Origin of the sequence: Chroococcidiopsis cubana SAG 39.79, assembly GCF_003991895.1 — a bacterium.
In the GTDB taxonomy this organism is placed as follows: Bacteria; Cyanobacteriota; Cyanobacteriia; order Cyanobacteriales; family Chroococcidiopsidaceae; genus Chroococcidiopsis; species Chroococcidiopsis thermalis.
Genome location: NZ_RSCK01000053.1, coordinates 1 through 19723 on the forward strand (window position 1 = coordinate 1; position 19723 = coordinate 19723).

Here is a 19723-nt window from a genome sequence, read left to right on the forward strand (position 1 = left end):
CAGCTATTTATGCTGTTATGACTCGAATTATGCTACGTCGCCTATCTGCTTAAAGGTTTACTTTATAAATAGGTTCTTAAGTGCTTTGTCAACAAGATAATTTGCGGCATCATCCCATTGTTCGCGTCGCACAAACGCTTCAATATTGGCAAAATTTACGCTGCATATGAGCAATTCAGCTGCATTCCAACCGCCACGCACTTGATTAATTCCAGCATTGATTAGGCGATAATATTCAGCTGTTGCCTGACTGCTCATTCCACCCAAGATACCAATCGTTTTCATCGGAATGACTGCGTGTGGCTGCTGTGCGTGACTCATGATTGCACCATCTTAAACAGTTAACTTTACTGGCGTTACCCCTTGGCGCAACTGGCGCTGTCGAGCAATCCAAGACTGACGAATAGGGTAGCGCAACAATGGAGCTAGCGAGCTAGCGCCCCATCGTATGAATGCGCTTTTCTCTAGTAAATCAGCCTGAGCCGCTTCTTGAGCTTGAAGTTGCTGCACGCGAATAATTTCCGGCTCCCGCTCGGCTTGAATTTTTGGCAATGCTGCATCAATTGCCGTATGTTCTGCTGCTTCTTGCAACAACCCAACTAAATGATTTGCCGCAACAATGATATCGCGCAAAGCCATATTAATGCCTTGAGCGCGGATTGGTGACATGGGATGAGCCGCATCGCCTAACAACAGCAAACCTGGTGTATACCAGTGCGAACAGCGACCAACTACAACAGATAATAGAACGGGGCGATCGATAGTTTTGGCGTTTTGGCGAAAATGCTCTGCCAACCAAGGCGGTGAAGCAGATGCAAGTATTTCAGACCAATCATCAACTTGCTTCCAGTTTACAGAATCGCGATCGCGCAGCGCCCAGCCTAACTGTAAATTTCCTTCTGAAGAACGAAACAAACCAAATGCATGATGACCTTGAAGGATCGAATAAAAGATATTTTCTGACTCAAAATGCGGACTATCTGCTAATTTAAACCAAAGAATATCGAAACTTTGAGACTTTTGCTCTAAAGACAAATTGGCTCGTTGCCGCACAATAGAATTGCGACCATCAGCAGCAACCACTAAATCGGCATAAATTTCGCCGCTTCCTAGCTTCACGCCAGAAACCCGTCCATCTCTCCACAATAAATCTTGCACGGGAGCATTTTGCACGAACTCAAAATTAGCATAAGTGCTTGCCTCATCGATTAGTGCTTCGAGTAGGGCTGGCTGTGAAACGAGAGTACAGGGCTTACCACCCGATTCTATTGGTTCGTCAACGCGAAACAGCGATCGCCCCTCAATTAAAAATTCCCAAGCATCTAACGTTTGATGCGGAATCCGCTCTAGCATAGGCGATAATCCCATCTGTGCCAAAGCATCTAACCCGCTAGGCATCAATCCTTCACCGCGAAAAGCGCGGCGGAAGTTACGAGATGCTTCAACCAGCTTGACCGTAATGCCGCGTTTTACAAGCAGTAGCGCCAGCGTTGCGCCAGTAGGTCCAGCCCCGACAATTACAACTTGGCTCATTTTATTAGTCAATTACAGCCTCTAAAGCGGATCTTCATCATGACATTGAGCGATCGCAAATTGACAGCGAGGTGCAAACGGACAGCCTTTGGGATAATTTATCAAATTGGGTGGCAATCCTTCAATTGCTTTCAGGCGCGTCTGACGTTGTGCGCCCAGTCGGAGAATACTTTGTAGTAACCCAATCGTGTAAGAATGGCGGGGATTTTGATAAACAATCCGAGTTGTCGTGGTGCGATGGGGATCGAGGGAATCAGCATCACCATACCGCGCCCAAATTAGAGTTCCTCCTGTTTTAGCTGCTGGAGTCGCAGTGGTTGAATCTGAATTTGCAGCATTCTGTGTCGATTGATTACTCGTACAAGCAGTCAATAATAGAAGAGTACAAATCAACTTAAATAACGAGCATTACGCCAGTTCTTTTACTTTGAAAAGAGCTTGCAATAGCATATTGCTCTGTCTTCACAAATCAAAAATAGCTAATCTCAGCCGTATATTATACGTGCAAGATTACGGCAAAAAATAAATGCAGACTATTCTAAATTGCGTCAAGATTGATTGAAATCTCTAGCTAGATGCTTGCGGAATTTCCCATATTTTGCATCTAGGCTATTTTTAGCAAAGAAATTAGCAACGAAAGTTGAGTTTTAAACGCTGTCAACTCAAAAACAACTCCTTAATCCCCGTACTACCAATCTCAATTGCCAAAGCTGCCAATAAAAATCCTAGAAGCTGAGTAATAATCACCTCACCTTCTGCACCAATCCATTTATCTACGAATGCTGACTGACGCACGATTAACCACGTCACGAACATTGCGGCAACAACTCCTATCACCACGCTAATATGAGCGTTGGGAGAATCAGACATTAATAACATCACAGTTGTAATCGTTCCTGGTCCCGCTAAAAGTGGTAAGGCAAGGGGGGTAATCGCTACATCCCTTTGCTGGTCTACCGTTGGCGTGTCTATGTCTCCATCGAGCATTTTCAACGCAATCAACAGCAGCAATAATCCGCCAGCTACCCGCAGGGAACCCAGACTAATCTCCAAATATCTTAAAATCCATTGACCACCAAAGGCAAACGCCAGCAATACCCCGGTTGCAACCAAACTCGCCCGATCTATCACGCTATTTCTTTGCTCTGGTTCCATCCCTTTAGTTAAGATCAGAAACACGGGTGCATTGCCCAAAGCATCCGCTAGCACGAATACAGCTACAAAAGTTTTAATAAATACAGAAATATCCACATCAGTTATCAGTTAACAGCTATCAGTTATCAGTGTACAGACTTTACTTGTGACTTATATACAACAACCAATTATCGAGGTGTCGATCGCATTCGTTGCCAGTACAACATTTTTTGAGTTTCGGCAGGAATTTTAACACTTTCATCGCCATTGAAGATAATTTTTCAGAACTCTTTTGAAAACGTTTGAAGTAGCGATCGCCAAATAATCACCAAATGCCGATCGCTGATAACTGATAACAGACGTTCCATGTAACGTCTCTACACTGATAACTGAATTAATAAAAGCTTAAGAAGGGTAACATCTTTTTGTTTGGCTCTATACTGAAAAAAATCAGAGCAATTCACTATTTTGAAAGTTAGAGCGATCGCGATCGTCCTTTAGAGAGAAAACAAACTATTCTGAAATTGAAAGAATTTAGTAGAAAACCTTGAAATAATAGGGTAACAATTCATCATGGTTCAAGCACCCGCTCCTACAGCACAAAAAGGTTCATTGACTGCTGACGAGCTGCAAAAGATGAATGCTTACTGGCGTGCAGCTAACTATCTTTCAGTCGGACAAATCTATCTTCTAGACAATCCACTCCTAAAAGAACCGCTGAAGCTAGAACACATTAAACCACGATTGTTGGGACATTGGGGAACGACACCAGGCTTAAACTTCATCTACGTTCACCTCAATCGCGTTATCAAAAAATATGACCTCAGCACGATTTATATTGCTGGTCCCGGTCATGGTGGACCTGGTTTGGTTGCCAACACTTATTTAGAAGGGACGTATAGCGAATATTACCCCAATGTCTCTCAAGATACTGAGGGAATGAAGCAACTCTTCAAACAATTTTCCTTCCCTTACGGTATTCCCAGCCACGTTGCACCTGAAACCCCTGGTTCGATCCATGAAGGGGGTGAATTAGGTTACGCTGTTTCCCATGCATACGGTGCTGCATTTGACAACCCCGATTTAATTGTGGCGTGTGTCGTGGGTGATGGCGAAGCGGAAACGGGTGCTTTAGCTACGAGTTGGCATAGTAATAAATTCCTCAATCCCGTCCGAGATGGTGCGGTGTTACCGATTTTGCACCTGAATGGATACAAAATCGCCAATCCTACAGTGTTGGCGCGGATGAGTCATCAAGAGTTGGAAAGCTTGTTCGTCGGCTACGGTTACAAACCCTATTTCGTCGAGGGTGACGATCCCGCTACCATGCACCAACTGATGGCGGCGACGATGGATCGGGTGGTAGAGGACATTAAAGCGATTCAACACGAAGCACGGACGAAAGGTTTTACGGATCGCCCCCAATATCCGATGATAATTTTGCGATCGCCCAAAGGATGGACGGGACCGAAAGAAGTGGATGGGAAGAAAACAGAAAATTCCTGGCGATCGCACCAAGTCCCATTTTCCGAAATGTCTAGCAAGCCAGAACACGTACAATTGCTAGAACAGTGGATGAAGAGTTATAAACCCGAAGAACTCTTCGATGCAGAAGGTAAGTTATTCCCAGAATTAGCCGCACTCGCACCCACCGGACAACAGCGCATGGGAGACAATCCCCACGCTAACGGCGGAATTTTATTGCGAGATCTGAAAATGCCAGATTTCCGCCACTATGCAGTGGAGGTAAAAAATCCAGGTACGACAACATCTGAAGCTACTCGCGTTTTGGGTAAGTTTCTGGCGGATATTCTGAGATTTAACGAAAAAAGCCAGAATTTCCGAATTTTTGGTCCCGACGAAACCGCATCTAACCGCTTGGGTGAAGTTTTTAAAACGACAGACCGGACGTGGACGGCAGATATTTTCCCGGAAGACGAACAACTATCGCCTGACGGTAGGGTAATGGAAATATTGAGCGAACATACCTGTCAGGGATGGTTAGAAGGATATTTGCTAACCGGACGGCATGGAATATTTTCCTGCTACGAAGCATTTATCCACATCATCGATTCGATGTTTAACCAACATGCCAAGTGGTTGAAAACAACCCGTCACATTACCTGGCGCAGACCTGTAGCCTCCCTCAATTACCTCTTGACTTCCCACGTCTGGCGACAAGATCACAACGGCTTTTCGCACCAAGACCCAGGTTTTATCGATCACGTCATGAATAAAAAGGCTGAGGTGATTCGGGTGTATTTACCCCCCGATGCTAATACTTTACTCTCAGTTGGCGATCACTGCCTGCGATCGCGTCATTACGTCAACGTCATCGTCGCTGGAAAACAGCCAGCCTTGCAATATCTCGACATGGATGCAGCAGTCAAGCACTGTACCAAAGGAATCGGCATTTGGGAATGGGCAAGTAACGACAAAGATAGCGAACCCGATGTAGTCATGGCGTGTGCGGGGGATATTCCAACTTTGGAAACTTTAGCAGCAGTAGACATGATGCGGCTGCACTTTCCCGATTTGAAAGTTAGGGTGGTGAATGTGGTGGATTTGATGACAATGCAACCTAACACCGAACACCCCCACGGTTTGACAGATAAAGACTTTGACAGCATCTTTACCACCGATAAGCCGATTATTTTTGCTTTCCACGGCTATCCCTGGCTGATCCACCGCCTCACATATCGCCGCACCAACCACCGCAACCTACACGTTCGCGGCTACAAGGAAGAGGGAACGACAACCACGCCATTTGATATGGTTGTCCTTAACGACTTAGACCGTTTCCATTTAGTCATGGATGCGATCGATCGCGTGCCTAAATTGGGATCTAAAGCAGCATATGTCAAGCAAATGCTCAAAGACAAACTGATCGAACACAGACATTACGTCTCCACATATGGCGAAGACATGGCGGAAATTCGCCAATGGGTATGGCAATATTACAGCGGTTCTCCTGCTGAGAAAGGGGCGATCGATACCCAACAAGATAATGCTAGTTCAACTCCGTCTTTAGAAGGAGAAGAAGGCGCGGCGAGGAAGTGAAGAGAGCTGGGGGAACTGGGGGAGCCCAGGAGGCTGAGGGAGAAAAATTACTTCTGACTCCTGGCTCCTAATTTTTGACTTTTAAATTTTGACTTTTGACTTCCCTTGTAATCATTTTGACTTTTGTAGTAGTAAAAATCGGGCAAGGTTAATAGCAGGAGACAGTTAACAGGAATTGAATATGCAAATCCAAGAACCCCAACTGCAAGGTCAAGACACGGGGATGCAATGCGAAGACGATCGCACGGGGATTGGGGTTGAAACCCTGAAGCGAGCGTTTTTAGACAACTTATTCTACGTCCAAGGCAAGTTTCCTGCCCTTGCCACGAAACACGACTACTACATGGCACTTGCCTATACAGTACGCGATCGCCTCCTGCAACGTTGGGTAAATACAGCCGCAATCTACACCCAGCAAGGATCGCGTACTGTTGCCTACCTCTCGGCTGAGTTCTTGATGGGTCCGCATTTGGGTAATAACCTAATCAATTTGGGCATTTACAACCAAGTGCAGCAAGCCATGACCGAGTTAAAACTCGATCTCAAAGAATTACTGGCAAAAGAAGAGGAACCAGGGTTAGGCAATGGGGGTTTGGGTCGGTTAGCTGCTTGTTACCTCGATTCCTTGGCAAGCTTGGAAATTCCTACCCTTGGCTATGGTATCCGCTACGAATTTGGCATTTTCGACCAACTGATCCGTAACGGCTGGCAAGTTGAGAAAACTGATAAATGGCTGCGCTATGGCAACCCTTGGGAAATTGCTCGTCCAGAATGGGCTGTTTCGGTGAAATTTGGCGGACGCACCGAAGCACATAAAAATGCGCAAGGACGCTATCGGGTACGCTGGATTCCCCACAAAGTTGTCCTGGGCATACCCTACGATACGCCGATTTTGGGTTACAAGGTCAACACGGCTAATACCTTGCGGTTGTGGAAAGCCGAAGCACCAGAATCTTTTGATTTTGAAGCCTTTAATCGCGGGAATTATTACGGTGCGGTGGATCAAAAAGTTACCTCGGAAAACTTAACCAAGGTACTTTATCCCAACGATGAAACTTACGAAGGTAAGCAACTACGTTTAGAACAGCAGTATTTCTTTGTTTCCTGCGCCTTGCAAGATATGCTGCGAATCATGTTACGGCAGAAATTGCCCTTAGAACAGTTCCACGAAAAATTCGCCGTTCAACTCAACGATACCCATCCCGCGATCGCAGTTGCCGAATTGATGCGATTGTTGTTGGACGAACACGACATGGACTGGGAACCCGCTTGGGAAATTACCCAAAAAACTTTTGGTTACACCAACCATACTTTACTGCCAGAAGCTTTAGAAAAGTGGTCGCTGAAGTTATTTAGCAGCCTTCTTCCCCGTCATTTAGAAATCATTTATGAAATTAATTGGCGCTTTTTAGAACAGGTACGGCATAAATTTGGTACGGATGAAGGACGGATCGGACGCTTATCTTTAATTGACGAAAACGATGGTAAATTCGTGCGGATGGCACACCTCGCCTGCGTTGGTAGCCACAAAATTAACGGAGTCGCAGCACTCCACAGCGAATTGCTACAAAAAACCACGCTGTTAGACTTTTACGAGTTTTTCCCTGAAAAATTCACCAACATCACAAATGGCGTAACTCCCCGTCGTTGGATTGTCTTGAGTAACCCCAAACTGACAAATCTGATTACCAGTTGTATCGGAGATAATTGGATCAAACATTTAGAAGACGTACAACGAATAGAAACCTACGCTGAAGATCCAGGGTTTCAGCAAGAATGGCAGCAGATCAAGCGGGAAAATAAAGTTAACGTCGCTGAAATTTTACTCGATCGCACGGGTGTTAAAGTCGATCCCGACTCGCTATTTGACATTCAAGTCAAGCGCATTCACCAATACAAGCGCCAACACCTGAATATATTGCACGCAATTACGCTTTACAACCAAATCAAACAAAATCCCAATCTAGACATTACCCCCCGTACCTTAATTTTTGCTGGCAAAGCCGCTCCTGGTTATTACATCGCCAAGTTGATAATTAAACTGATCAACTCCGTGGCTGAAGTGGTCAACAAAGATCCAGATATTGGCGATCGCTTGAAAGTTGTTTTTTTACCAGATTACAACGTCAAAAACAGCCAACCCATCTATCCCGCCGCCGACCTTTCCGAACAAATTTCCACCGCAGGTAAAGAAGCATCCGGCACGGGTAACATGAAGTTTGCCATGAATGGGGCATTGACAATCGGCACTCTCGACGGCACGAACATCGAGATCCGCAATGCTGTGGGGGCAGAAAATTTCTTTTTGTTTGGCTTGACAACAGAGGACGTTGGTGCTTTAAGATTAACCGGATATCGTCCTAGAGAGTATTACAAAGAAAACCCGCAATTGAAACAAGCAATCGACCAAATCGCCTCTGGATACTTTTCTCACGGCGATCGCAGCTTATTCAAACCGCTAGTAGACTTGTTACTTGACAAAGACCCCTTCATGTTAATGGCAGATTACCAACCGTACATCGATTGCCAACAGCAAGTATCTCAGACATACCGCGATCGCGATCGGTGGTTGCAAATGTCAATTTTAAATACAGCCCGCATGGGTAAATTCTCCTCAGACCGTGCCATCCGCGAGTACTGCCAGCAGATCTGGAAAGTGCAACCCGTTCCGGTACAATTGGCAGCAGAAAAAACTGGCGATGGTTGGTTTGGGACAGTGACTAGTGACTAGTGGCTAGTGACAAGAATTGAGTCCAGCCTCTAGCCACTAGCCACCAGCCACTCTACAAATGACAAATGACAAACTTATGTTAAAAATTGGCATTAATGGTTTTGGTCGAATTGGACGTTTAGTAGCGCGGGTAGCAGCCCATAATCCGCAAGTGGAGATTGTCGGGATTAACGATCTCGTTCCCCCCGATAATCTTGCCTATTTGTTTAAATACGACTCCACTCATGGCACTTACAGCGGTCGGGTGGAGGCGAAGGAAGATGGAATCGCGATCGACGGCAAGTTCGTCCCTTGTATGGCAATCAAAAATCCGGCTGAGTTACCTTGGGGCAGTTTGGGTGCAGATTATGTTGTGGAATCTACAGGCTTGTTTACCACCTATGACGGGGCAGCCAATCACCTCAAAGCAGGGGCAAAACGGGTAGTCATTTCTGCTCCTACTAAAGACCCAGATAAGGTTCCAACGCTGTTGGTGGGTGTGAATCACGACAAATTCGATCCCCAAAAAGATGCGATCGTTTCTAATGCTAGCTGTACCACTAACTGTCTGGCTCCAATTGCCAAAGTCATCGACGATAAATTCGGCTTGACAGAAGGCTTAATGACCACCGTACACGCTATGACCGCTACCCAACCTACTGTAGATGGTCCTAGTAAGAAAGACTGGCGCGGCGGACGCGGGGCAGCTCAAAATATCATTCCTTCCTCGACTGGGGCGGCGAAAGCTGTAGCGTTAGTTTTACCTCAACTCAAGGGTAAGCTTACCGGAATGGCATTTCGCGTCCCTACCCCCGATGTTTCCGTTGTCGATTTGACCTTTAAGACAGAAAAAGCCACCAGCTACAAAGAAATCTGTGCGGCAATGAAGGAAGCTTCCCAAAATGGCTTAGCAGGCATTCTCGGCTACACCGAAGATGAAGTTGTCTCAATGGATTTCCGTAGCGATGCTCGTTCTAGCATTTTTGACGCTGGCGCGGGTATCGAGTTGAATTCCAACTTTTTCAAAGTCGTTTCCTGGTATGACAACGAGTGGGGTTACTCCTGTCGCGTCCTCGATCTGATGCTTTATATGGCACAGAAAGAAGGCATATTAACAGGCGATCGCCCCTTGGTTGCTGTTTCTTAACGGTAGTTGGTAGTTGGTAGTTGTCATTACCAACTACCCATTACCAATTACCCATTACCAATCAAAACATGAGTCTCAAACTCTACTTGCTGCGACACGGAGAAACAGAATACAGCCGCACGGGAGGTTTTTGTGGCGAGCTTGACCCAGAACTGACCCCAGAAGGGATGTTGATGGCAAAGGCGTTTGCCGAAACTTATCGTTCTCTGCCTTGGACGGCGGTTTATGTCAGTCCGATGAAACGCACGATCGCAACTGCAAAACCTCTATGTGATGCGATCGCGATGGATATGCAATTGCGCGACGGATTGAAGGAGATTCGCTACGGCAAATGGGAAGGACAAACGCTGGAATTTGTCAAGCAACATTACGAAGAAGATTACGTCCGATGGTTGACGGAACCAGCTTGGAATCCGCCGACTGAAGGTGAAACTGGTGTTCAAATTGCCAGCCGCGCTATGCCTGTTATTTCTGAAATTGAAGCTAAATGTCCTACAGGCAATGTTTTGATCGTCTCTCACAAAGCCACGATTAGGATTATTCTTTGCAGTTTATTGGGGATCGATGTCGGACGTTATCGCGATCGCATTACTGCTTTAGCTGCTTCTGTTAGTATTGTCAAATTTGACGTACACGGTCCTTTATTGGAAGTGTTGGGCGATCGCTATCATCTAGATGCAGAATTACGTAATTTACCAGGAACGTAATAATCGACAAATATATCTATAAATATTTCATTTTTGCTCTGGGTATTTTCCCTAAACTAAGATTTGAAACATTCGCGATCGCTCTTTCTCTTCAATTTTGCGCGCTTGAGTAAGTCCGAGGTCAAAATTCACTCACAATTAAATCTAAATAGAGCTTATGCAAACTATTTATGTCGATGGAACTTACCTTGAAAATAATCCATCTTATGGTGTTGAAGATTCCCCTTGGAAAGCCCAGCAAATTCTGAGTATAATTCAGAAAAATCAGTTAAATCCTCGTTCTATTTGTGAAATTGGCTGCGGTGCTGGAGAGATTTTAAGACAACTACAGTTATCCTTACCAGATCATGTCAGATTTCAAGGATATGATATCTCACCTCAAGCAATCCAACTCTCTCGACAGCGCCAAAATCAAAATTTATCTTTTGCCTGTGAGGATATAACTAAAATAGAGATCGATCCTTTCGATATTTTACTCTGTATCGACGTGTTCGAGCATGTAGAAGACTATTTAAATTTTTTAAGACAGTTAAAACCCAAATCTAAATATAAAATTTTTCATATTCCTCTCGACATGTCAGCTCAATTTGTTCTGCGAGCCGAACCGATTTTGTGGATGCGAGAAAACGTCGGTCATATACACTACTTTATGAAAGATACAGCTCTTTTGGCTTTGAAAGACGCTGGCTACAAAATTTTAGATTATTGCTACACCGCCGAGCATGTCGATCGCCCGAAATCCTTTAAAGCGCGATCTCTAAGTCTACCGCGAAAAATTTTACATGCGATCGCCCCAGATGTTACAGTACGGCTACTAGGAGGATACTCGCTATTAGTCCTAGCAGAATCTTAGAGCTATATACATCTTTAGACACTCAACAAATTGCTGCCGAAAATCTAGAATCCGAGTGAAATTTAAGTCGGAAGACCGATCGCTGTTAACTGATAACTGTTAACTGATAACTGACTGATGAAAATCCTTGTACTCAACGCCGGATCGAGCAGCCAAAAAAGTTGTCTCTACGAAATTACGGGAGATGGGATTCTAGAGCAACCAGTTGAGCCATTGTGGGAAGCCACCATAGACTGGACGGGAAAATCGGCAGTCGGCTTACTCAAGGTAAAAACCTCTCATGGAGCATCGATAAAAACAGAAATTCCTGTCAAAGAACGACAGCAGGCGATCGCCCAAATGCTCGATACTTTAATGCAAGGCGAGACACAGGTGATTTTCGATTTAGCTGAAATCCAACTCGTCGGACACCGTGTCGTTCACGGCGGACAGCATTACTCTCAGCCAACTCGCATCACTCCCGAGGTGAAAGCAGCAATAAAAGAACTAGCAAACCTTGCACCCGCACACAATCCCGTCAATTTAGAGGGGATTGAGGCGATCGAGCAGACTTTACCACAAGTACCGCAAGTAGCAGTATTCGATACTGCTTTTCACAGTTCCATTCCCCCTGGTGCAGTCGTTTACCCCATCCCTTACGAGTTGTCCGAACAAGGAATTCGCCGTTACGGTTTCCACGGAATCAGTCATGAATACGTATCTCGTCGCGCCGCATATTTGTTAGACAGAGATCTTAGTTCCCTCAAACTGATTACCTGTCATTTAGGTAACGGTTGTTCTTTAGCAGCAATCCGCGATGGGAGCTGCATCAATACGACAATGGGATTTACACCCTTAGAGGGATTGATGATGGGGACGCGATCGGGTTCTATCGATCCCAGCATTCTCCTCTATCTATTGCGACAGGGTTACAGTACCGAGCAGTTAGACGAGATGCTCAATAAACAATCGGGACTGAAAGGCGTTTCTGGTATTAGTGGGGATATGCGCCAAATCAGCCAAGCGATCGCCGAGGGAAACGATCGCGCCAAATTAGCATTTGACATTTATATTCATCGCCTGCGATCGCACATCGGTTCGATGCTAGCTTCCTTGTCAGGAACGGATGCACTTGTCTTCACTGCTGGGGTGGGAGAAAATCACCCTCTAACTCGTACAGCCACCTGTGAAGCTTTTGAATTTCTGGGATTGAAACTCGATCCCAGTAAAAATCAAGCTTCCCCCAAGGATGCAGACATCGCCACCTCTGATTCAAAGATCCGCGTTTTAGTCGTCCAAACCCAAGAAGATTGGGCGATCGCTCAATCTTGCTGGAATCTGTTGAATCGAGAGTCGTAGGGGCGCACTGCTGTGCGCCCCTACAGGAGTCGCCAGTCGCAAATATTCCACGCACCACGCACCACTTTCTTACCAACTACCTATCTACTGCATCTTCTCGATATAGTCCAACACCATCTCATAATTAGCCATTCTGCCTTGGGAGAGGAAGAGTTCTGCGGCAGCACGAAAATCTGACAACGCACCCATGCGATCGCCTAAATTTAGCCTCATAAAGCCGCGATTGCCAAAAGCTCTAGCATTCTCAGGATTTATCGATACCGCTTCGTCGTAGCTTTGAATTGCTCCTACATAATCTCCACCATCAGCCCTAGCTGCTGCTTGCTTCATGAAGTCTTCAGCAGTCATCGCTTCTTCAACAACTTTCATGTTTATTCCTCGCAGGTTTGCAGCTAAAAAATTTCTTTGCTATGTTGAAGAATTTACAACAAGGTGACGCAAAAAATTAAGTAGCTAGAAACAAAAATCTACCATTCTAACTCAAAGAAAGTTTGTTCTTCTCGATACAATTTTTTTAAATTTGAACGGAAAGTGACTTATTCTCAGCGATCGCCAAGCTCAATCGAAGACGATCGCTTCATTTCTTTGCCATCAAAAGCCAAATAACATAATGTTAGTTAATTAATAGTAATAAATCTTAAATAAAAAGTAGGGTGAGCATTGCCCACCCTACTAGGAAAATCTGCTAAGTCAAATTAGTTAACTTCAGCTTTTTGGCGGAAGCACCAAACTAACAACGTACCACCAACTGAAAGTTTCACAGCTTCTAGCAGCCAGTAACCAGCGTGCAATTGATTCATCACAGAAGGAATTTCCTGAACGGACTCAAATACATTCAGCGGCATTCCTACAGCACACATATTGGGAGTGAGAAAATAAGTATTAATCAGGGCGATCGCTAGCAACAGCGAAGATAAAATTGCGGCTTTCCAAGCCAAATTAGCATGATATAATTGCGATTTGCCGAGTGCTAAAACCCCTGTCAATACTAAGGCAGCAGAAAGTAATTCAATCCGATTAAAATTCCAAAACATGAAATAGCCTGCTGATGTAAATCCAGGTTGAGTCATCATCCCAGATACATATAAACTAGGCATAATTACCCAGTCTAAAAGCAAGCTACCACCAAGCCAAAGCCCCAAAGTCAAGATGACAACAGTATGCCAAATGGGTCGCTTCAATTGAGTGGTTGATGCAACAGTCATATCAAATCCCCTAATTGAATGATTTATCGGTGTAGAGACGTTACATGTAACGTCTCTACAAAGTTATCAGTGACTAGCAACCAGCTACCAATTACCAATTACCAATTACCAATTGCCGATTACCTTTAGCTTAACTAATTGATAGGTACTCAAATATAAATTATGTTTGAATTCTAAGTTGAGAATTAATAAGAAGAAATTGTTTTTCATTTTTAAAATAAGAAATATTACAATAAAGTTGATAGTTGGTAATGGGTGATGGGTAATGGGTAACGAGTAATTGGTTGTTCACCCTCAGCTCTCTTCTCGCGACTTCTGTACGAGCGGGTTTTGAACGTGGATTTATTGCCATAACTCGTAAATCTGTTGCTAAACCCGCCCCTACGACTCCCCGATCTACAGGTAGATAGTATGGTGAGACAAATTATCAGATTGTTGGGAACCGCGATCGCGGTAGGTTTGGGTTTAGGTGGAGTAATTCCCTCAACCGTACAAGCCGTGCAGCTAGGAGACGGTTCAGTTGCTTTCGTACAACCGCCAGATCTATTAGAAGCAACAACCACTTTTGATAGCGTCAGCGTCTGGGGCGCAACTTACTACTTCACGATCGCCATTCCCAAAGCAGCAAGCGAACCCTTACAACGGGTAACGATTCATCAAAAGGAAGGCGCAGACAATATTCGCTATAGGCTCGATGATACCCGCGCATTTGTTGGCACGCGCCGCGATCGCGGTGACAAAATTAAATTAGGCGAAGTCACCCACGATCGAGAAACGCGAACGGTGACAGTCAATTTCGATCCGCCAATTCCCCCAGGTAGAGCCATTACAATCGGGCTCAGACCGAGAGCGAATCCCACAACTTCTGGAGTTTATCTATTTGGTGTCACCGCTTTTCCGCCAGGGGAAAAAGTCCGCAGTCAATTCATGGGCTTCGGTCGGTTACATTTCTACAACAACGGTGGGAGTAGAGACATTTTTTGAATCAGTTATCAGTTATCAGCGAAGAGTGGTAGTTGGTAATTGGTAATTGGTAGTTGTTTTCTCTCTCAGCTCAAGAGTAACTCCCTCCATTTTGACTTCTGACTTTTGACTTTTGACTTTTCTAATGCCGATGATGGTAGCGGCTGAAGTTGGGACCGTAAGTTGCTAGTAAGTTTTGTGGAGATAGGGCAATTTCGGGCGTACCCGTGCAAATTAGGCTTTGGTTGAGACACAAAACACGATCGCAGTGATGGTTGACCATATCTAAATCGTGAGAGATCTGCAATACCGTCCAATTTTCCTGTTGTTTGAGTTCGTTTAATAAGTTGTAAAAATCGGCTGCACCTTGCGCGTCTACACCTGCAAAAGCTTCATCCAAGATTAATAGCTGCCGTGGCATTACTAAACAATACGCTAGCAGCACCCGTTTTAATTCACCTCCACTGAGGCTACCAATTGCCTGTCGGCGCAGATGGTAGCCGTTAACTCGTTTTAATGCTCGGTCGATCGCCTCTTTTTTTCTCTCCGGTCGAGGATGCATTGAATTTATTATAGGGACGCATAGCTGTGCGCCCCTACCCTGTTGTCTCTCCACGTATCCCAACCCAACTAATTCGCTGACAGAAATCGGAAAACTGCGATCGAAGATAAAATTTTGCGGCATGTAGCCGATCTGATGGCACAATCTCCCCAAGCGTCCTATGGGGCGATCGAAAATTTCAATTTTGCCCGCAGCATAGGGAATTATTCCCAATAATGCTTGTACGAGGGTGCTTTTCCCCGCGCCGTTGGGACCGACAATCGCTGTATCCGTCCCTGAAATCAGTTCAAAGGAAACATCGCGGACGGCGAGATAGTTTCCTTGGTAAACTGTTAAGTCTTCTACCTTCAGAATCGGATATTTGTTACTAGTTATTGCTGAATGATTCACAATTGGTTACTGACAACCCGCTTCCAACGATTTGAGGTTGGCTTTCATTGCCGTGAAATAATATTGGGGATTCGTCTCTCCTGTCTCCAGAGGATCGAGAGGTCTGAAAGTCAGGTTTAAATCTTGCGAAAGATTTTTTAGCAACCTGTTATCTGTCCCTGGTTCGCCAAACACCGCTTTGACGTTGTATTTTTTCACCGCCGCGATCGCCCTTTGAATATCCTGGGGCGATAATTGGTCTTCGGGAATTTCTACTACTGCTACTTGTTTGAGTTTGTAACGTTGTGCCAAATAAGGATAGGCATCGTGGAAGGTGACAAACGTGCAGTTAGGATATTTTTGTAACCTTTGCCTAAACTCGCGATCGAGTGCCTGCAACTGTTGGATGTAGTTGGCGGCGTTAGTGGTGTAAGTCGCTTTATTTTGCGGATCGGCAGCAATTAAGCCATCTCGAATGTTATTGACTTGTTTTTGCGCCAAGACGGGATCGAGCCAGACATGGGGATTACCCTCAGCGTGTTCGTGTCCGTGTCCGTGTTCTTCTTCTGAAGTGGTTTCTTCCACTGGGGAGATTTCTGTTACAGGTTTTATTCCTTGACTTGCTTCGACTTGTTTCAACTTGGAGTTACCCGCATTTTTTACCGTATCTTCCAGAAATTCCTCCAAGCCCAAACCGTTTTTGACTAAAACATCAGCCGTGGCGATCGCCTGCACGTTAGCTGGTGTTGCTTGGTATTCGTGGACTTCCGTACCAGGCGGGACTAAAATTTCTACTTGCGCCTCCTCTCCCGCTACTGCTTTGGTAAACCAGTACATCGGTAAAAATGTCGTCACTACCTTTGACCGATCCGACGGCGAGGCAACTGTCTCCACTTGAGGCGCAGGTGGCGGCGAACTTGCTTGGTTATTGCAGCCTGTAACAATTGATGACAGTAGGAGTGACATCAAGGGTAGGCTGAGTTGCCATCCACCCCGATATCTCAAGTAGCAGCGGCTCACAATTTTTCTCCTGGCATTGGCTAAAGGGTTGAGTTTGAACCAGAAGTCTATTTTACAACTACAATGAGAATCAATATCACCTTCTTATGTACCGATCTCAGTAGCGAGTCGCTGTTGAGTATAAATTGTGGTTTACCAGCAATTACGAACAGTGTTGGCATCCCCCCTAAGATAGAAAATTTAAATAAAAAATTGTTGAAAAAATGCAGCCAAAGTAGCTGGTTTTCTGTCAAACTATTGAGAAAAAGTTGCAGACTTTCGTTTTCAGCGGTTGTCATGACTGCAATGAGAGAGCAACATCTTGGTGTGAGGAAAGTAAATCATGAATAAAAGCTTGTGGCGATCGCTTTTGGCTAGTCCGGTAGTTTTTGCAACTATATTAGCTTGCAGCCCGTGGTTCCCTGCCGCAGCGAATCCAAAGACTAGCAATACTATGGCGCAGGTGACTTCAGTTTCCCAGTTATCAGACGTGCAACCAACTGACTGGGCTTTTCAGGCATTGCAATCTTTGGTTGAGCGTTACGGTTGTATCGCAGGTTATCCTGATGGTACGTATCGCGGTAATCGAGCCTTAACAAGATATGAGTTCGCGGCGGGATTAAATGCTTGTTTGGATCGAGTCAACGAGTTGATTGCTACGGCAACAACAGACTTAGTGACAAAAGAAGACTTGGCTACCCTACAAAAGTTACAAGAAGAGTTTGGCACAGAACTTGCTACCTTGCGCGGTCGAGTTGATAGCTTAGAAGCAGCAACCGCTGAATTAGAAGCAAATCAGTTTTCTACCACCACGAAACTAAGTGGAGTTGTTGTTGCCGCAGTCTCGGATGTTTTCGGTGGTGACAATGCCGAAACTGGTGAGGAAGTGGAAGACAATACTATCTTTACAGACAGAGCCAGACTAGAATTCAGTACTAGTTTTACCGGAAAAGATTTACTGTACACGCTCATCTCGGCGGGCAACTTTAGGGGATACGCTGGGATTACAGGCACGGCAGAAGGAGATTTAGCTTTCACCCGCGCCCAAGATGAAGAAGAACCGGATAACGATGTTGGTCTAGAAACTCTAGAATACACTTTCCCCCTTGGTGAGAGTACAGAAGTTACCCTAGCTGCGGCTGGTGCGGCGTTCTATGATTTTACTGATACAGTAACGCTATTCGATGGAGATGGTGATTCAGGGGCATTGTCTCTGTATGGCACGCGCAACCCCATCTACAACTTAGGTGATGGTGCGGGCTTAGGCATTAAACATCAATTAGGCGATCTCTTCGAGATCAGTTTAGGATACTTGGCAGCCGAAGGAAACGATCCAGCTGATAGTAGTGGCTTATTTAATGGTCCTTATGCGGCGATCGGACAAGTCTTATTTAAGCCAAGCGATCGCTTAAAGTTAGGTTTGACTTACGTTCATTCCTACCGTGCTGACGATACAGGTACGGGTAGCAGAAATGCCACCTTTAATCAGTTCGATGCCGATTACTTTGCTAGCAGACAAATCATCGGACAAGGCGACGACGCACCAGATGTGCCGACTTCTAGCAATGCCTACGGCGTACAGCTATCTTGGCAATTAAGCGATGGCATTGTCGTTGGTGGTTGGGCTGGCTACACGAGAACGACTTTGCTTTCTACAGTGAATGGCGCATTCGATCGCGGCGATTTAGAAATCTGGAACTACGCCGTTACTTTAGGCTTTCCAGATTTCGGTAAAGAGGGCAGTCTCCTTGGTTTTGTCTTTGGTATGGAACCAAAAGTGGAAGATTCTACTGTTGCTGAAGTTACGGAGGACGAAGATACTTCCTTCCATATTGAAGGATTCTATCAATATCAACTCACGGATAACATTGCCATTACTCCAGGCGTAATTTGGATTACTGCACCTGGATTTAATAACGACAACGATGATGCCATCATCGGCGCGCTGCGGACGACATTTAGTTTTTAGGTAAGGTAGGGGCGGGTTCACCAATAATCTCTGTAAACGCACGAAGAACTAAATAAACCTGCCCTGAAAAGATTGACGGTAGTAGGGGCGCACAGCTGTGCGCCCCTACAAATGTGTTGCAAACGTTCGATCGCAAAATGTAGAGACGTTACATGTCACTCCTCTACATTTTTATTTAATCTAGCCAACGCACAGCATCTTTCGCGTGATATGTCAATATCATATCCGACCCCGCCCGTTTCAAGCTCGTCAGAGTCTCCATAACTACCCGCTGTTCGTCGATCCAGCCATTGAGGGCAGCGGCTTTCACCATCGAATACTCGCCAGAGACATTGTAGGCGGCTACAGGTAAATTGGTCGCTTCCTTCACCCGCCAGATAATGTCCATGTATGCCAAAGCAGGCTTCACCATCAGCATGTCTGCCCCTTCAGCAATATCGAGTTCGACTTCTTTAATCGCTTCGCGGGCGTTTCCTGGGTCCATTTGATACGTGCGGCGATCGCCAAATTGGGGTGTAGAATCGGCAGCATCGCGGAAGGGTCCGTAATAAGCTGAAGCGTACTTCGCCGCATAAGATAAAATCGGCGTATCTTGGAATCCTGCTGCATCTAAACCTTCGCGGATCGCTTGCACAAATCCGTCCATCATTCCCGAAGGTGCGATAATATCAGCTCCAGCTTTAGCTTGAGAGACTGCTGTTTTCTTGAGTAATTCCAAGGTAGGATCGTTCAAAACCTGTCCCATCAGATCGCCTGTTTGCAAATAGCCACAGTGACCGTGACTGGTATACTCGCACAAGCAGGTGTCGGCAATCACAATTAAATCTGGTACTGCTTCTTTGACAGCAGTTGCAGCTTTCTGGACGATTCCGCAATCGTGCCAAGCTCCAGTTGCATCGGTATCTTTATCTTCAGGAATGCCAAATAGAATAATCGACGGGATACCCAGATCGTAAACTTCTTTGGCTTCCTCCACAATTTTGTCTACAGATAACTGGTAGACTCCTGGCATCGATTTGACTTCTTTGGCAAATGCTTCACCAGGAACGGCAAAAAGAGGATAAATTAAATCGTTTTTAGATAAAACCGTTTCCCGCACCATCCGGCGCAGTTGGGGATGAGTTCTTAAGCGGCGAGGGCGATGAATTGGAAACATGACGTTGTATTATGACAG

Annotated in this window: 17 protein-coding genes; 8 read left to right on the forward strand and 9 right to left on the reverse strand. The window is 45.3% G+C overall.

Annotated features, from left to right (window positions below; genetic code table 11):
- Window positions 1-57: 57 nt before the first annotated feature.
- The 4 genes from DSM107010_RS24330 to DSM107010_RS24345 all read right to left on the reverse strand — a co-directional run bounded on the left by DSM107010_RS24330 (window position 58) and on the right by DSM107010_RS24345 (window position 2784).
- Window positions 58-321 carry a hypothetical protein gene (locus DSM107010_RS24330; protein WP_241994333.1) on the reverse strand — a complete coding sequence of 88 codons (264 nt, stop codon included), beginning with the start codon at window positions 319-321 and terminating at the stop codon, window positions 58-60.
- Window positions 322-333: 12 nt separating this feature from the next.
- A complete protein-coding gene (locus DSM107010_RS24335) occupies window positions 334-1533 on the reverse strand; it encodes an FAD-dependent monooxygenase (RefSeq protein ID WP_106169103.1) in 1200 nt (399 codons plus the stop codon).
- Window positions 1534-1554: 21 nt separating this feature from the next.
- Window positions 1555-1926: an oligopeptide/dipeptide ABC transporter ATP-binding protein gene (locus tag DSM107010_RS24340; protein ID WP_106169102.1), complete on the reverse strand. Its 372-nt coding sequence runs from the start codon at window positions 1924-1926 to the stop codon at window positions 1555-1557.
- A gap of 264 nt (window positions 1927-2190) precedes the next feature.
- A complete protein-coding gene (locus DSM107010_RS24345) occupies window positions 2191-2784 on the reverse strand; it encodes a MarC family protein (RefSeq protein ID WP_015152494.1) in 594 nt (197 codons plus the stop codon).
- A 456-nt stretch (window positions 2785-3240) separates the two neighbouring features.
- Here DSM107010_RS24345 and DSM107010_RS24350 point away from each other — a divergent pair, with 456 nt between their 5' ends.
- The 6 genes from DSM107010_RS24350 to DSM107010_RS24375 all read left to right on the forward strand — a co-directional run bounded on the left by DSM107010_RS24350 (window position 3241) and on the right by DSM107010_RS24375 (window position 12482).
- Window positions 3241-5727: a phosphoketolase family protein gene (locus DSM107010_RS24350; protein ID WP_106169101.1), complete on the forward strand. Its 2487-nt coding sequence runs from the start codon at window positions 3241-3243 to the stop codon at window positions 5725-5727.
- Window positions 5728-5908: 181 nt separating this feature from the next.
- The gene (locus DSM107010_RS24355) at window positions 5909-8458 is read left to right on the forward strand and encodes a glycogen/starch/alpha-glucan phosphorylase (protein WP_127024123.1); all 2550 of its coding nucleotides are present in this window, start codon (window positions 5909-5911) and stop codon (window positions 8456-8458) included.
- Between the two features lie 58 nt (window positions 8459-8516).
- Window positions 8517-9584: a type I glyceraldehyde-3-phosphate dehydrogenase gene (gene gap, locus DSM107010_RS24360; RefSeq protein WP_241994334.1), complete on the forward strand. Its 1068-nt coding sequence runs from the start codon at window positions 8517-8519 to the stop codon at window positions 9582-9584.
- 68 nt (window positions 9585-9652) lie between these two features.
- Complete coding sequence (locus DSM107010_RS24365) at window positions 9653-10291, forward strand: histidine phosphatase family protein (protein WP_015152498.1); 639 nt, start codon at window positions 9653-9655, stop codon at window positions 10289-10291.
- A 157-nt stretch (window positions 10292-10448) separates the two neighbouring features.
- A complete protein-coding gene (locus DSM107010_RS24370; RefSeq protein ID WP_015152499.1) occupies window positions 10449-11144 on the forward strand; it encodes a class I SAM-dependent methyltransferase in 696 nt (231 codons plus the stop codon).
- A gap of 117 nt (window positions 11145-11261) precedes the next feature.
- On the forward strand, window positions 11262-12482 hold the full coding sequence (locus DSM107010_RS24375; RefSeq protein WP_106169520.1) for an acetate kinase: 1221 nt from the start codon (window positions 11262-11264) through the stop codon (window positions 12480-12482).
- 84 nt (window positions 12483-12566) lie between these two features.
- Here the strand turns inward: DSM107010_RS24375 and DSM107010_RS24380 are convergent, their stop codons facing one another.
- Together DSM107010_RS24380 and DSM107010_RS24385 are read right to left on the reverse strand one after the other, a co-directional pair.
- The gene (locus tag DSM107010_RS24380) at window positions 12567-12851 is read right to left on the reverse strand and encodes a tetratricopeptide repeat protein (RefSeq protein WP_015152501.1); all 285 of its coding nucleotides are present in this window, start codon (window positions 12849-12851) and stop codon (window positions 12567-12569) included.
- A 326-nt stretch (window positions 12852-13177) separates the two neighbouring features.
- The gene (locus DSM107010_RS24385; protein WP_015152502.1) at window positions 13178-13687 is read right to left on the reverse strand and encodes a hypothetical protein; all 510 of its coding nucleotides are present in this window, start codon (window positions 13685-13687) and stop codon (window positions 13178-13180) included.
- A 411-nt stretch (window positions 13688-14098) separates the two neighbouring features.
- On the opposite strand from DSM107010_RS24385, the gene DSM107010_RS24390 reads away from it, so the two are divergent.
- Window positions 14099-14671 carry a DUF2808 domain-containing protein gene (locus DSM107010_RS24390; protein ID WP_015152503.1) on the forward strand — a complete coding sequence of 191 codons (573 nt, stop codon included), beginning with the start codon at window positions 14099-14101 and terminating at the stop codon, window positions 14669-14671.
- A gap of 121 nt (window positions 14672-14792) precedes the next feature.
- Here DSM107010_RS24390 and DSM107010_RS24395 read toward each other — a convergent pair whose 3' ends face one another.
- A complete protein-coding gene (locus DSM107010_RS24395; RefSeq protein WP_015152504.1) occupies window positions 14793-15602 on the reverse strand; it encodes a metal ABC transporter ATP-binding protein in 810 nt (269 codons plus the stop codon).
- Between the two features lie 6 nt (window positions 15603-15608).
- A complete protein-coding gene (locus tag DSM107010_RS24400) occupies window positions 15609-16601 on the reverse strand; it encodes a metal ABC transporter substrate-binding protein (RefSeq protein WP_106169412.1) in 993 nt (330 codons plus the stop codon).
- A 322-nt stretch (window positions 16602-16923) separates the two neighbouring features.
- Between DSM107010_RS24400 and DSM107010_RS24405 the strand changes: the two genes are divergently transcribed.
- Window positions 16924-18549, forward strand: coding sequence for an iron uptake porin (locus tag DSM107010_RS24405; protein WP_106169410.1), 1626 nt, complete (start codon window positions 16924-16926; stop codon window positions 18547-18549).
- A 175-nt stretch (window positions 18550-18724) separates the two neighbouring features.
- Here the strand turns inward: DSM107010_RS24405 and hemB are convergent, their stop codons facing one another.
- Window positions 18725-19705, reverse strand: a complete 981-nt coding sequence (gene hemB / locus DSM107010_RS24410) for a porphobilinogen synthase (protein ID WP_106169409.1) — start codon at window positions 19703-19705, stop codon at window positions 18725-18727.
- Between the last annotated feature and the right edge of the window lie 18 nt (window positions 19706-19723).

Excerpts from the sequence above, each read along its gene's own strand:
- DSM107010_RS24330 (WP_241994333.1), bottom strand. The coding sequence starts at position 321 with ATGAGTCACGCACAGCAGCCACACGCAGTCATTCCGATGAAAACGATT.
- DSM107010_RS24335 (WP_106169103.1), bottom strand. The coding sequence starts at position 1,533 with ATGAGCCAAGTTGTAATTGTCGGGGCTGGACCTACTGGCGCAACGCTG.
- DSM107010_RS24350 (WP_106169101.1), top strand. The coding sequence starts at position 3,241 with ATGGTTCAAGCACCCGCTCCTACAGCACAAAAAGGTTCATTGACTGCT.
- DSM107010_RS24355 (WP_127024123.1), top strand. The coding sequence starts at position 5,909 with ATGCAAATCCAAGAACCCCAACTGCAAGGTCAAGACACGGGGATGCAA.
- gap (WP_241994334.1), top strand. The coding sequence starts at position 8,517 with ATGACAAATGACAAACTTATGTTAAAAATTGGCATTAATGGTTTTGGT.
- DSM107010_RS24365 (WP_015152498.1), top strand. The coding sequence starts at position 9,653 with ATGAGTCTCAAACTCTACTTGCTGCGACACGGAGAAACAGAATACAGC.
- DSM107010_RS24370 (WP_015152499.1), top strand. The coding sequence starts at position 10,449 with ATGCAAACTATTTATGTCGATGGAACTTACCTTGAAAATAATCCATCT.
- DSM107010_RS24375 (WP_106169520.1), top strand. The coding sequence starts at position 11,262 with ATGAAAATCCTTGTACTCAACGCCGGATCGAGCAGCCAAAAAAGTTGT.
- DSM107010_RS24380 (WP_015152501.1), bottom strand. The coding sequence starts at position 12,851 with ATGAAAGTTGTTGAAGAAGCGATGACTGCTGAAGACTTCATGAAGCAA.
- DSM107010_RS24385 (WP_015152502.1), bottom strand. The coding sequence starts at position 13,687 with ATGACTGTTGCATCAACCACTCAATTGAAGCGACCCATTTGGCATACT.
- DSM107010_RS24390 (WP_015152503.1), top strand. The coding sequence starts at position 14,099 with ATGGTGAGACAAATTATCAGATTGTTGGGAACCGCGATCGCGGTAGGT.
- DSM107010_RS24405 (WP_106169410.1), top strand. The coding sequence starts at position 16,924 with ATGAATAAAAGCTTGTGGCGATCGCTTTTGGCTAGTCCGGTAGTTTTT.
- hemB (WP_106169409.1), bottom strand. The coding sequence starts at position 19,705 with ATGTTTCCAATTCATCGCCCTCGCCGCTTAAGAACTCATCCCCAACTG.